Annotated in this window: 6 protein-coding genes and 1 CRISPR repeat array; all 6 genes read right to left on the reverse strand. The window is 41.2% G+C overall.

Annotation, left to right across the window (positions count from 1 at the left end; genetic code table 11):
- Positions 1 to 149 precede the first annotated feature (149 nt).
- Positions 150 to 1,004, reverse strand: a complete 855-nt coding sequence (locus ACUR5C_RS14885; RefSeq protein WP_454465966.1) for a hypothetical protein — start codon at positions 1,002 to 1,004, stop codon at positions 150 to 152.
- Between the two features lie 159 nt (positions 1,005 to 1,163).
- Positions 1,164 to 6,527: direct repeats of the CRISPR family, unit length 28 nt; unit sequence TTTCTAAGCTGCCTGTGCGGCAGTGAAC.
- A gap of 265 nt (positions 6,528 to 6,792) precedes the next feature.
- A complete protein-coding gene (gene cas6f / locus ACUR5C_RS14890; RefSeq protein ID WP_454465967.1) occupies positions 6,793 to 7,395 on the reverse strand; it encodes a type I-F CRISPR-associated endoribonuclease Cas6/Csy4 in 603 nt (200 codons plus the stop codon).
- An 18-nt stretch (positions 7,396 to 7,413) separates the two neighbouring features.
- Complete coding sequence (gene csy3 / locus ACUR5C_RS14895; RefSeq protein WP_454465968.1) at positions 7,414 to 8,394, reverse strand: type I-F CRISPR-associated protein Csy3; 981 nt, start codon at positions 8,392 to 8,394, stop codon at positions 7,414 to 7,416.
- 18 nt (positions 8,395 to 8,412) lie between these two features.
- Complete coding sequence (gene csy2 / locus ACUR5C_RS14900) at positions 8,413 to 9,591, reverse strand: type I-F CRISPR-associated protein Csy2 (RefSeq protein WP_454465969.1); 1,179 nt, start codon at positions 9,589 to 9,591, stop codon at positions 8,413 to 8,415.
- Positions 9,588 to 11,114: a type I-F CRISPR-associated protein Csy1 gene (gene csy1, locus ACUR5C_RS14905; protein WP_454465970.1), complete on the reverse strand. Its 1,527-nt coding sequence runs from the start codon at positions 11,112 to 11,114 to the stop codon at positions 9,588 to 9,590. The genes csy2 and csy1 overlap by 4 nt, the downstream gene beginning before the upstream one ends.
- Positions 11,111 to 14,407, reverse strand: a complete 3,297-nt coding sequence (cas3f, locus tag ACUR5C_RS14910; protein ID WP_454465971.1) for a type I-F CRISPR-associated helicase Cas3f — start codon at positions 14,405 to 14,407, stop codon at positions 11,111 to 11,113. The genes csy1 and cas3f overlap by 4 nt, the downstream gene beginning before the upstream one ends.
- Position 14,408: the final 1 nt, after the last annotated feature.

A 14,408-nucleotide genomic window follows, 5' to 3' on the forward strand; every position in this document is an offset into this window, starting at 1 on the left:
GTTGAGATTTTATATTAATAACGGCTAGTAATGACAGGCTAGTACAGAGTCAGCGATGTCTCACAAACGTGTGAGAGGCCGCTGCTTCTAGCTAATCAACACTGCCCTCATTTACTGTTCCGTATTTACTGTACTCTATTTACTGCCACTTATTTATCTTTAAATGTTGGTCCTTGAAAAGGCTGATAAGGGCTATAAGTCAGCTCGGGAGGCTCTGACGGTTTTACCCCGACAGTCTCTTCAAACTCAGATGGTTGCAAAGAGTGACACAGCTGATAATAGCGCTCAATTAGATACTCTAAACTAGCGCCGATGGCGCGATCGTCTGGATCTAAGTCTAGCTTAGGAACATTGTCACCAGCAGAGCGCGGGGTCACATATATTGTGTAAGGCAGGAGCAAGACTGGAGTTCTCCGATTACCGTAATGGCTCAAAGTGTAATTTTGACGCTCAGGTTGATAATTAGGCGCCAGCAATGGGTAATTGATCGTTAAGTCAGGCTTCCAATACTCATAAGCCGGTGTGGGATCATCACCCAGCAGAAAGGCCAAATCTGTCTTAGATTTTACCAATTCTTGCTGACAACTAAATAAGCTTTGGTTAGCTACCCCAAAATCAAACGCTTGGATATAGACCTGCGTATTATGGCTATTAAACTTGAAGGTAAAGTACAGCGGACCTTGTAAAATAAAGTGCGGAATCCGCGATAAATCGAGCCCCTTGTTGGACAGCTTTTCATGAGAAATACTATCTGACTCAACTTCTACTTTAAGCATCATCGGCTGCTCTGGCTGCAGATTGCTAAGCTCTGGATTTTTTAAGCGCTTAAAATCATCCAGCTCTAAATCTGCGCCCCCTGCCCTGGCTGCAAAAAAAGACAATGCTTGTAAGGCAGTGTGAGTGCTTGTTTTGTCTACAGGCAATTTGATGCCATCTAGGGCGATGCTTTCGGGTTCAAGGCCTATGGATTTGAAGTTTGAAAGGGTGATGGATTTTGGGTTCATTGTTAATTCTTTAATGCTTAAATTGGCTCGATTGAATTGTAACTGATTAACGGGTTAGGTCATAATGCCTGAGTGTATTTAGAGCCCATTTTTATGTTTGCGCCATTTCCCTTCTGATAGTTCGCTTTTAACCTTATTCATCGAGTAGGAGCCACTTACTTTCTAAGCTGCCTGTGCGGCAGTGAACACCAGCTTGATAAGGCGGTTGACCGTTTTCAATTTCTAAGCTGCCTGTGCGGCAGTGAACTTTAATTTCATTTCGACACTCGCAGCAAGTATTTTCTAAGCTGCCTGTGCGGCAGTGAACGACATACCAGCATTGAAATTATCTGTTGTGTCTTTCTAAGCTGCCTGTGCGGCAGTGAACATACTCGGCGAGCTCTATTGCGCCACCAGGGCTTTCTATGCTGCCTGTGCGGCAGTGAACTGTACTCATTAAACGAAAGCGCCAAGCTGTTATTTCTAAGCTGCCTGTGCGGCAGTGAACATAGAGAACAAGCAAAAGCATTAACTGAGTTGTTTCTAAGCTGCCTGTGCGGCAGTGAACGAAGCGCACCAACAAGCGCCCCGCTTTCAACGTTTCTAAGCTGCCTGTGCGGCAGTGAACTTTCAGCAATTGCAGCAATTATTTTGCCCTTTCTAAGCTGCCTGTGCGGCAGTGAACCCCTGGATAATCGGATCTCTTTGTAGCTGCCATTTCTAAGCTGCCTGTGCGGCAGTGAACTTTGGTTTTGCGCGCGCTCGACAATGCTTTCTTTTCTAAGCTGCCTGTGCGGCAGTGAACTAACGCCTCGCTTTTTTCTCTGATGATAATATTTTCTAAGCTGCCTGTGCGGCAGTGAACCCTCAGCCGATTGCAATAGCGTTTTTTCTTCTTTTCTAAGCTGCCTGTGCGGCAGTGAACTTTTAGTTGTTAGTGATGATTTGTCAGCGGTATTTCTAAGCTGCCTGTGCGGCAGTGAACGTGTTATCATTGAGTATATGAGTCGCGAGCTATTTCTAAGCTGCCTGTGCGGCAGTGAACTGATCGCGGCTGCCTAGCATTTGCATGACGCCTTTCTAAGCTGCCTGTGCGGCAGTGAACTAATTTTCTATATAATTATAGAACACCATCTATTTCTAAGCTGCCTGTGCGGCAGTGAACCTTTGGCTAGCCTTAACATATTTGCGCCCTTTTTTCTAAGCTGCCTGTGCGGCAGTGAACTAATTGTTAGCTGTAAGACCTTCGAGTATGGATTTCTAAGCTGCCTGTGCGGCAGTGAACCGATAATGAGTACCGATCTGATCTCGGTTGTTTTTCTAAGCTGCCTGTGCGGCAGTGAACAGAATCACCTTTGCCATAAGTATTTTACGATATTTCTAAGCTGCCTGTGCGGCAGTGAACTCGTCAACTTTCAGCGAAAGCTCAAGACTTGCTTTCTAAGCTGCCTGTGCGGCAGTGAACCAGTTAAAACCGGAAAGCTTGCACAGAGACTATTTCTAAGCTGCCTGTGCGGCAGTGAACCATCGTTAAAAGTGGTTTTTAAAATTATTTCATTTCTAAGCTGCCTGTGCGGCAGTGAACAATAAATTACAGCGAGCAATCCCGCTAAATTTTTTCTAAGCTGCCTGTGCGGCAGTGAACTCCATGACGCAAGTCAGTCGATAGCCTGTACTTTTCTAAGCTGCCTGTGCGGCAGTGAACAGGATGCAATCAATTCAATTCTTTATCAGTGCTTTCTAAGCTGCCTGTGCGGCAGTGAACCTGAAATCAATCGACACAATGGAAGGCGAAATTTTCTAAGCTGCCTGTGCGGCAGTGAACTAAAAGAAAGATCTCCGGCGGCGTCGCTTGCTTTTCTAAGCTGCCTGTGCGGCAGTGAACTAGTGATTAGCGGGTATTTTTTAGAATTATAGTTTCTAAGCTGCCTGTGCGGCAGTGAACGACGCCGCGCGGGTTCGAGCGTTTAAGCTCTGTTTCTAAGCTGCCTGTGCGGCAGTGAACGAATAAGCCAAATCTTAGTCGGAAACTTCATATTTCTAAGCTGCCTGTGCGGCAGTGAACTAGTGAAAATATTATCTAGCGCTTTTGTTTGATTTCTAAGCTGCCTGTGCGGCAGTGAACGCACATCGTCCAGTATCAGCCTGACATTCTGTTTTCTAAGCTGCCTGTGCGGCAGTGAACTGATTCAGATTGATCCGTGAATGGGGTTACTATTTCTAAGCTGCCTGTGCGGCAGTGAACATATTTTACGCTTTCAAAAAATACCGGCCACTTTTCTAAGCTGCCTGTGCGGCAGTGAACGGCAAGGATTCACAAGCAATGTTTTTACATCTTTTCTAAGCTGCCTGTGCGGCAGTGAACGTAATCAAGCATAGAGTAGGTCATTGTTGTATTTTCTAAGCTGCCTGTGCGGCAGTGAACATGAGTAATCTATTTAACAGGTTTCAAACATTTTTCTAAGCTGCCTGTGCGGCAGTGAACTTTTTAATTTATACGAGCTTGTTTATAATAAATTTCTAAGCTGCCTGTGCGGCAGTGAACAAACACAACGCCAACCGGAATATTAACCGCTTTTTCTAAGCTGCCTGTGCGGCAGTGAACCTCTGCACTGGTGTCATTTTCTACGCCTAAATTTTCTAAGCTGCCTGTGCGGCAGTGAACATGTTTTAAACGATCGCGGTTTAGTTTATTTATTTCTAAGCTGCCTGTGCGGCAGTGAACATTTTTTTGCGGGTTAAATATTCAGACCTGCCTTTCTAAGCTGCCTGTGCGGCAGTGAACGCTGGCACCCTTGCTCAAATTTCATTTAGTGTTTTCTAAGCTGCCTGTGCGGCAGTGAACTGCTATTGTGGCCGCGCTGATTGTAATAGTGATTTCTAAGCTGCCTGTGCGGCAGTGAACGAAGTTTTCTCAAACCTCTATGAGCAAAGAAATTTCTAAGCTGCCTGTGCGGCAGTGAACCGCTGTTTGATTGCGGCTGGAAAAAATGCACATTTCTAAGCTGCCTGTGCGGCAGTGAACCAGTGGTGATATGGCTATACAATTCTTGGTAATTTCTAAGCTGCCTGTGCGGCAGTGAACCTGAAACCATTAAGCCAACTATTCGCGGTGAGTTTCTAAGCTGCCTGTGCGGCAGTGAACTGATCTCCTGTAATATCACTGGCGAATCGGACTTTCTAAGCTGCCTGTGCGGCAGTGAACCGGGATTTTATGGGTGTGATGCTGATGAAAGTTTTCTAAGCTGCCTGTGCGGCAGTGAACAGCCCGTTAACATGCATTCTTTTTTTGATTGTTTTCTAAGCTGCCTGTGCGGCAGTGAACTTAAACTCGAACCAGTCATGACATAATTTCTCTTTCTAAGCTGCCTGTGCGGCAGTGAACTCCGAGCCGCAAAGCTGCCATGTTGATTCATTTTTCTAAGCTGCCTGTGCGGCAGTGAACATCATTGCATCAGCTATTTTATAGTCTAGCTCTTTCTAAGCTGCCTGTGCGGCAGTGAACGCCCAAATAAGGTAGAGTCGTCTTTTAACTCTTTTCTAAGCTGCCTGTGCGGCAGTGAACCTATAGCTTCCCGCCTCAAACACAAGCTCTAGTTTCTAAGCTGCCTGTGCGGCAGTGAACCCTCTACAGTTGATGCAGGGGCTTCTAACTTATTTCTAAGCTGCCTGTGCGGCAGTGAACGTTGATAGATTAATGCAGCTGGGAATACCAACTTTCTAAGCTGCCTGTGCGGCAGTGAACATTAAGCGCGGTTAAGTTATGCACCGCACCGGTTTCTAAGCTGCCTGTGCGGCAGTGAACCCTGTTATCTGGCTTTCGTCCATGCCTTTCTTTTTCTAAGCTGCCTGTGCGGCAGTGAACAGAAGAAAATCAAAGAATGGGAAGATGATTACTTTCTAAGCTGCCTGTGCGGCAGTGAACACGCCTTCAAATGCGTCACTTTTTTTTGGGTGTTTCTAAGCTGCCTGTGCGGCAGTGAACTTCGCTTTGCTCTGTGGTTGTTTCTGCTGTTATTTCTAAGCTGCCTGTGCGGCAGTGAACTTAATATTCCGGTTGGCGTTGTGTTTGATTGTTTTCTAAGCTGCCTGTGCGGCAGTGAACCCTTTAAAATTGAACACAACATTTTTAATTATTTTCTAAGCTGCCTGTGCGGCAGTGAACATTAATGAGCGCGCGAGAAGCGCCAACCGCATTTTCTAAGCTGCCTGTGCGGCAGTGAACATCAAGGAATCGAACACGTTGAAAACAGAAAATTTCTAAGCTGCCTGTGCGGCAGTGAACAGCAAGGTTTATTTCAGAGGCTCAGAAAATTGTTTCTAAGCTGCCTGTGCGGCAGTGAACGGTATCGTCACCCGGTAACGCCGTATTATCGCTTTCTAAGCTGCCTGTGCGGCAGTGAACTGATAGGCGTCAATATCGACCGTGTAACCAACTTTCTAAGCTGCCTGTGCGGCAGTGAACTGCGTCTTTAGCATCAAAAAAAGATTGTCTTTTTTCTAAGCTGCCTGTGCGGCAGTGAACTATAATTATATAGAAAATTAACAATGTATTCTTTTCTAAGCTGCCTGTGCGGCAGTGAACGGCTTTTCATGCGCTCCTATATTGCTAGTAAATTTCTAAGCTGCCTGTGCGGCAGTGAACTAAGTGATGAAGAAATAGAAAGGTTTCACTGTTTTCTAAGCTGCCTGTGCGGCAGTGAACCTAACCAGATACTTGTGCACCACGAATTCGGTTTTCTAAGCTGCCTGTGCGGCAGTGAACCTTATTATGTGCGGCAGCTCGTGTATAAATATTTTCTAAGCTGCCTGTGCGGCAGTGAACTATCAAGCGCCGTCACATTTAAATAGAGCGATTTTCTAAGCTGCCTGTGCGGCAGTGAACCGGTTGGAGCGCTTATCATTAATTTAAAAAGATTTCTAAGCTGCCTGTGCGGCAGTGAACTCGGGGATTGCAGCGTCGAAACGCCAGCGGCGTTTCTAAGCTGCCTGTGCGGCAGTGAACTCAGCGGGGCTAGGCTTTTCTGAATTCAAAAATTTCTAAGCTGCCTGTGCGGCAGTGAACGCTGATACTTTTCAGCCGCTTTTTTAAGAGCTTTCTAAGCTGCCTGTGCGGCAGTGAACACCCCGCCATTAAATCCACAGGATACCCCTTGTTTCTAAGCTGCCTGTGCGGCAGTGAACCCTAAACAAAGTACCTTTTAAATTTTCTTTAATTTCTAAGCTGCCTGTGCGGCAGTGAACTTTTTATTGGTAGAACTTCAACAAGTACTCAATTTCTAAGCTGCCTGTGCGGCAGTGAACTAACTCATAAGAAACTTCTTCTTTTTCCATAATTTCTAAGCTGCCTGTGCGGCAGTGAACTTATTTCTACAGCTTCGTCTTTTTCTTCTTCTTTTCTAAGCTGCCTGTGCGGCAGTGAACTCTAGCGTAGCTACTTGCTGCGCCTGTTATTTTTTCTAAGCTGCCTGTGCGGCAGTGAACTCCCTTTCAAAGCTTTTCAAGTTCTACCGGATTTTCTAAGCTGCCTGTGCGGCAGTGAACAACATTCTAACATCAAAAAAATAAGCTACAACAATGATTTAGAGGTAAAAAACCTTTTTACCCTTATTTTTTTCATTGATTGTAACTTATTGATTAATTTAACTAATTTTTAAAGAGCATTTTTTTAGTTCTAATAACTGATTATTCGTCGAACAGAATAACACTAAAAAAGCAAGCGCCTATTATTTAAAAGCAAAATAGATGTTTGCTTGATTATAAAACCTACAATAGCCAAATGGAGATTCCATCTGGCTATTGGATTAAGTTAAAACAAGGGAACTGTCGCCGTTTTTGAAAGACCATAGCAATCAAAAGTACCTGCGACCGGCTTATCACTAATAGCTCGTTCAATAAAAAGACAAAACTTAGTTCGCGTACCTTCTTCGACTCGCTTTTTAGTTTCCTGACTTTCTACATTGATAAAGGGCATCTTGCTGTCATTTGATTTACCTTCTTTGATTAAATAGGCCAACACTACATCATAAGGTTTATTCAAATGAGCCGCCCTGCGCTGTGCTTTTTTCTCTAAGGACTTTACGGCTTTACGCTTAAAGTTAGCATACCGCGTGACATCCGTTGGCACCGGCTTAATTGCTTTTACGTGGCAATAATCAGTAAGCCTATTCAACCAGCGGTTAATATCAAGCTTTTGCAAAGCAGCTTCGCTATCGGCCAATAAACGCAGCTTGCTTCCTAATGGAAAATCCTTGTTACCGTAATCAACAAAAGAAAGAGCAACGGCAGATTCATTGCTCCCCACTTTGTTATCGACCAGAGCAATATGCACTTGTTGAAATAGCTTTTGCCAAATAAAGCCGAGGCTAATTTCGGCATCTGGCAGGAGGGTGATATCGATATAGTAATTCATAGGCTCCCCTAACTTTCTCTATTTAGATGACTTACTAAATACACCACCACGAATTAAATTAGCAGTAACATACGCTTGTTGCTCTTGAGCTAATTCACCACCATTTACCCAATCACGCATTAATGAATACAAGTCGCCTTCTTGTTTGTTTTTACGAAAAGCATCTCCAATTTGAGTAACCGCACCGAAGGGCTCAATCGCAATAGGCTGCCCTTGTTCTTCATAACGGTTATACCAAGTATCAATAGTGCGTACAGCATTGCCTATTTTTACGTTATGAATAGCGGCGCAGCCTTCAAGTTGAAACAAGACCTTGCCCTTTTCACCCATATTCATTTCTTGCGAGGGGAACACATGCTGCTGATGACCTAACTTCACAAAAGCATTGATCTCAACAAGCACAAAGCTTTGTTGGTCTCCTTTTAACCCTTCTGCAATGATTGCTGTCAGCTGCTGTAAGTCCGCATTATCGCTGGATTTTTCAAAATTCTTTAAAGAAAAGTCATAAGCATTAAATTTAAAAGAGCTGTTCCCTGCTTTAACAATAATCGTTATTTCTTCTGCACCAACACGGTTACGCCATAAAAAGCGACCATTTGCTAAGTTATAAGCATAGCGATAAGCCAAAGTATTAATGCCTTCACTTTGTTTAAAATCAGCGATTCTGGCTTTAATTGCGTCACTAAAAACAGGTGAGTTGCAACCAAAAGGAACACCAAGGTTGCCCACTACACGCAAACTAAAGCTTACTTTTAAAGTGTCATGTTTGAGAGGAAGATTTGCATCATCACTGTCTGATGAAACAGGGTTAGGCTTAATTTTATCCGCATCACTTGTGCCATGCGCACTTTGTGTAGAACGGTTTTGTCTTTTAGTAATAGGGATAGCCTGCCATGCCTCAACAGAGGTCATATTTTCCCACTCTCCTGAAAACATTAAAGCATCTGACGTTTCTAATTTACGTTCAAAAGCTAACATGCTTGGTAAGTTAATAGTCATAGTTCATTCCTCTTTAAATTAATAGTAAATATCGTCAACAGTTGATTCATTGGGTAATGCTTGTTTTTCTGTAGTTGTGTATTGCTGGCACAAGTACCAACCTTGTTCATTAGGGGTATAGTTCCACACACTAGACAGCCATTGCTCTTGGCTTTTTAAGCGATGTACACTTTGCCATTCGCCAACAGAATGTACTGATTCGACAAAACATAAGTCTGTTTCGCTATCTCTAGCACCATCAATTTCTCCTGCTGGATAAACCTCACTTATGGCTGTGTAACCAGTCATTATTGGAACCAAATAACCTGATTCTGGCTTTTTTACGTACTCCCAATTAGCCGGAGTTTTTTCATTTGGCTCTAAGTAATCTTGCCACTGCATTAAAATTTTAGGCTCTATTCTTTTGGTAGCTTCTGTAAAGTAAGAAATTATTTCATTAGGTATGCTTTGTTGTTGATATGGCAGACTTTTATGTTCAAGCCAAATATCATTCAATGAAGAAAGTGAGTCACATTTTTTAGCTTGCTTGGCAAAATATCTATCTATCAATTCACAAGCCGGCCTAGCCACTTGCTTTAAGGCGATAAAATCAAACCAAGCTTCAAGCAACTCTGCTTTGGGATCTTGCTCTTTCATTTTTGAATAATGCTCTGCCAAACAATCAGATCTATCTTGCAAAACAAAACCGGGTAATAGCTTTCTTCTAACGCTTCTTCGTTGCTCTTCATTAGCTAAATCAATAACGTCTGTATTTTCAATAGACAACACGGTTCCGCCAGCTAGTCGCTGTAAAAAGCACGCATTCTGAATAAATTCGATCAGTGATTCTTGCAAACCGCCTAAGTAACCATCTACTGGTATTAATAAAGAAACCGTCATATTCATTTTTGCTTCTTCATTAATTGCTGGATCTTTAAGAATCCCTTTATTAAATTTCAGCCCCAAGTATTGGGCTGTTTTATATTGTGAAAACCTTGTTGTGGCGCCATCTTTATAAGAATGAACATGTTGTTCATGTGCTACAACCAAACAACCATTTAAAGCCAATTTGCTTAACTCACTACTAGACTTAAGCTTTCTATTTAGATTATGACAAAAACCTAAAAAATGGGTTATAGCTGGAAACCCCCAAGTAAAACCAGAGATCGCATTAGCGTTTTGCACCCTAATTCTTTCAATTAATAGGTAATGGCTCATACTACCTCCTCCTGTAGAATTGATCCTTTTGCATTAAATTCTTCTCTAAAATTAGCTTTAAATATTTTCATCCAAAGCTTGGTATGTGCATTTTGTGGCGTAAATTTTTCATTAGCTTTTACTAATCGATTATTTAGCCAAGCAGCGAAGTCTTGAATAATGATCGCTTGCCAATCACTACTGTTTTTTATCTCTGAAAATTGTTCATCTTGGCGATAACAATCCAACAACACTCTATGCTCTAGCTTTAATTTAATGCCCTCAGTAGCAGACCACCCTACTGGCAAGGCTTGTATAGATTTGACGTAAACCAACACCTCATCGGTGAGATTCTCTATCCACTCTACTATCCAGCGCATGCGTTTGGGCTCTTTGATGCTGAGTTGTAAACTTTCAAAACGAGTTAAGAAATCAGACAAATATTGAACATTCTCTTTCACTTCATAATTTTTTGATAGTTCGTAGAAAAAGCTCCCACTATAAATCGGCGGCTTTATTTGTGAATGCCAAACCGGCGGCTGACAAGAAAACAAGCCTAAACGTCCGCCACGTTTACCATTTAATTGTGACGCATTACTATGATTACTTGCTGTAATAGCAATACTCGCCTTATTTGGGAAGTTAAAGTACGTTTCATCTGAATATTTATTACTGTCTTTTATTTTGAAAATATCTTTTGAATTTCGACGAGAAAACTCATGTAAAGCTTGCGCTTTAGATGAAGAAACCACATTACAAAGTAAATGATAGCTTGAGCTAGTGTTATTTTCACTTACGGGAAAATATGTTTGTTTCAATAGAAAATGAGCTCGAGGAATACCTACGCTTGTTGCTGCTGAAAACCCCCGATTCCAAACCAGCATTTGCGCATAATTTTCAGCAAAAGCTTCTAGTAAAACGGTATCTAAATTTACAAATTCACCAGCTAGTTTTTTACCACCGACTTCCAGCTCTAAGAATTGATATATTGGTGAATACTGGTTTCCTTGCACTGCACCATCGATAGCTGCATTAGCTAAACTAGAGGAAGATAGATGACTATCTTTTGTTGCTTCAACAGTATTGAAAATTGAGGGGCTATCAATTGCAGAATGCGTTAACTTAGTAACATGTGTTGCAAAAGTAATATTTTTAGCATTTTCCGACGCCCAAGTTATCCATGTTTCAGGTGCATACTTACTTAGAAGGTTTTTCTGTTTAGTATTTATATCAGCATCTAAGCTCTCGAAGTCAATAGAAGTAGGCTTTTCATTAAACTCTTTCAACAAGGCTATTTGCTCTAAAATAAATACAGATTCATTTTTCTCATCTGAATTCTTATTTTTTCTATTATCAAAAATAAAGGCCAAATCCTCATTAGTAAAGAAACCTTCTTTTTCATAGATACTGCTAATACCTTTAAATAAGTTTTTTAAATACTTAGCAAAGTCAGCCTCATATTTATCGGTAAGAAAATTAGTAATTACGCCTTCCCAACCTGCCGGGCACTCACTAATTGAATCTTGGTGTAGTTTTTCGGTCATAATTTCACCTCTTGGTAAATCCCTAAATTTGAGAAATATTTGTATTCGTTTATATCGTTTTTTTTGTAGCTAACCAGTCTTATTTCACCAAAACGCTGGGCAGCAACTTCTTCACTGATGTTAAAATCATGGGCTAATTCGCTATATATGTTTTCCGGGTTTAAATCAAACCAAAAACTGAAACCCTCGGCTGGCACAATGGCTGGTTCTTCTTTAATTGAAATACCAGCCCCAGATAACGCCCCCATTTTTGGAGGGTAAACCGCATCGTTTTTCCATTCCCACGTCAGCTCATTATTCTTGTAGAGAAAATATACAGCTTCGTCTTTAGCGGATTTTCTAAATACTTGCAATTTTTGTAATACCCCACACCAATGCACCTGTTCTTTCCACCAAAGCTTGGCTGAATCAGGATTCTTAAATAGCTTTTCAAGTAAAGCTTGGTGCTCTAGTGACACCAAATTTTCTAACGGTGACTGTTTGCTCCTAACCACTCTTTCTACTGCGTTAACGGGTTGATATTGTGTCTCTATCAATATTTCCCTTAACGTATGCTCATTCAACTTGAGCTTTAAGTTTTCCACTTCAAAACCCGGTTGATTAAAACAGCGCTCACTACCTTTAAGTTGCTTGATGTTTTGATTAATGAGTAGAATATTCTCTTCCTTTGGAACATATGCTCTATGTCTTAGCACTCGCCCTGCGATCTGTATAATGGAGCGCATAGAGCTAGGTTCAATAATTGCCCAATCATAATCGTGGTCACGTCCAACCTCAGCTACAGGCGAGGCTAATACAATCAATAGCTGATTTTTCTTTGTTGTTTTTTCTATTAGATTTTGTAAATTTTGCGGTGGCCAGTTTTCTTTACGATTTAACATTTGATCTAACTGACTTTCTAAGTAAGAACGCACCGCTAAAGGGTAACGACTGTGATAAACACATAAATGTATATGTGTATTTTCAGGTACAGATAAGTTTAGTAAAGCTTTTGCGACTGCAACCATTGGATTAATGTTAGCCATACGTACTAAGCCAATAGAAATCTTCTTATCTTTGTCCTTTACATGATTGTTTATATGTAGACCAATAGCCCCTTGCAAAATTGTTTGAGCAAAATTAACATAGATATTATCAGTTAAAGTTAAATTATCGAGAATTGCAGCTTTGTGCTTTGCGGCGCCTGAACTTAAAAATTCAACTCGCTTATTAACATATTTTTCATGACGTTCTTTGAAGTTAGAAAAATCTCGAACTTCCGCTTTAAAAGCACCGCCCTTTTCACGCTCATCAAACCAAGCACAGTTAATATTTTCATTCCAAGTACTATTATTCACTTTTGCATATTCAGTCCAACCAGCTTGATAAGCTTGGAAAGCAGCAAAGGCTAGATCTGGTGGCATGGTTGCAGTAGAAAGCAGAACGCGACTACCTAACATGCCAGCCCAGTAAACTAGTCTACATAACGCCGGTAAATCTTCTAATCCGAAATCATCCGGTTCATCAATGACTAAATCAGAAGTCAGTAATCTTAACATCGGACCTATTTGCTTACCGCCTTTGGTGCCATCTGTCGCAGGGATTAAATGATCAATTGTGCAAACTAATGCCGGCGCTTGTACAAGCTTTTCAATCCGTAGATTAGGGCCAGTCCAATTATGTAAACTGTGTTCAACACCTGATAGGTCATAATCAACATATAGTTCTGGATCTAAAAAATCTTCAACCGACTCACTGCCTGTACCGAAGCTTTCTTCAGCCGTTTTTTTATGTTGTTCATTTTCAAACAAGGCTTTAGACGCAGCGCCACCAACGGCAATCGCTAATTGCTCTGTCGTTAAATCTAATTGCTTACGGTATTCTCGACCTGTTTGTAAAGTGAGTGTTCTTAACCCCAGTGCTACGGTAAAACGACAATCTTGTTCTTTACTCGCCAAGGCATACATAATTTTGGCATTAGCTAGCGTTTTACCTTTACCCGTTGATGCCATATTAATACCAAAAAAGCCCTGTTTCTTACTTGATTCACTTAGCTCTAATGCCATTTTTTGCGCAGCTACCTGCCAAGCGTATTTAGTATGAATTTTGGTACTTTTTAAAAACTTGTTTTCCTCCAGCGCTTGTAAGCTGTTTTTTAATTGTGGCAATTTACTAACAATATTTACCGCGTGTTTAGCGACTCCAATCAAATGCTCATCAAGCTGTTGTTTAAGTTCATTTGTATCCCTGTCTGTATTAGCAAAAACTTGATAGTTAGGGCTTCGCCATTCTATTGTTGTCTCTTTTTGTGCCGAATAATGATGATCAGCAAGCATCAATGCCATGCGAGCAAGATGACTGGTAAACAATTCATAATGCAAAATATTTTTACCGGATAGTTGCTTGATATTTTGTAGCGCATTATCTGCAATTTTTATAGCTCTAAGCCGCCACTTAGTGCTTTTATACGGCAATCCTTCGCTATGAAATGTCCAGTTATCCTGTAAGAAATTTTGGCTATCTTCGTCTTTAAAGTTGTAAGAATTCCAGAAAACTTGTAATTCTTCTGCAAACCAACTGTTTAGTGGACTGATTTCATATTTATGCAAATCTTCTGGCGAGGTTTCTTGAGTTAAAGTTTCCTTCCAACTAGGCACGAAAGGTAACTTATGATGACTAAGCACCAACCAACCGACTAACTGAGCAAAAGGCGGTAAATTAACTAATGGATTGTTTTTCCCTAAGCTAATACCGTCTTGGTAAATATCATCATTATGGTTTTTATCTATTTCAGTTAATGCAATTAACCACTGTTCGTCTGTTTGATCTCCAACAAATGCCTGAAAAACTCTTAGTGACACCCATTCATGTCTTACAGGCTCATACTTATTCTTACCTTCGCCTTTTAGTTTTTGCTGAAATAGAACATTTGCTTTACCAAAATCATGAAATAACGCAGCAATAGCAACTGCATTTTTCATTAAAGTCAAACTCTGCCACTTTTCTTTATCCATAAAGTGCTCAATATCACCTTCTGTATAATTTACTGGAACAACTCCGCTTTCATTAAATTTATCTCGTTTCCCCACGACCCACAATAACTCACTTCTTGCTCGGCTACGTATCCAATGACAACTCACCGCAGTGCTTTTACTAGCGGTCCTTCTTAGAAGCTTTTTAACTGTTAACAAACCTTCTTGAGTAATAATCGTTTGCCAAGTGTTATCACCAATGCGATCAGCAAACGCATCAAGCACCCGCCGTGTTTTCTTGAGTGCATTCTTTTCACATTGAGAGACAAAAGTAACCATCATA

The organism is Aliikangiella aequoris, assembly GCF_053709105.1.

Bases quoted from the DNA above. Each gene is read 5' to 3' on its own strand.
- ACUR5C_RS14885 (WP_454465966.1), bottom strand. From the start codon at position 1,004: ATGAACCCAAAATCCATCACCCTTTCAAACTTCAAATCCATAGGCCTT.
- cas6f (WP_454465967.1), bottom strand. From the start codon at position 7,395: ATGAATTACTATATCGATATCACCCTCCTGCCAGATGCCGAAATTAGC.
- csy3 (WP_454465968.1), bottom strand. From the start codon at position 8,394: ATGACTATTAACTTACCAAGCATGTTAGCTTTTGAACGTAAATTAGAA.
- csy2 (WP_454465969.1), bottom strand. From the start codon at position 9,591: ATGAGCCATTACCTATTAATTGAAAGAATTAGGGTGCAAAACGCTAAT.
- csy1 (WP_454465970.1), bottom strand. From the start codon at position 11,114: ATGACCGAAAAACTACACCAAGATTCAATTAGTGAGTGCCCGGCAGGT.
- cas3f (WP_454465971.1), bottom strand. From the start codon at position 14,407: ATGATGGTTACTTTTGTCTCTCAATGTGAAAAGAATGCACTCAAGAAA.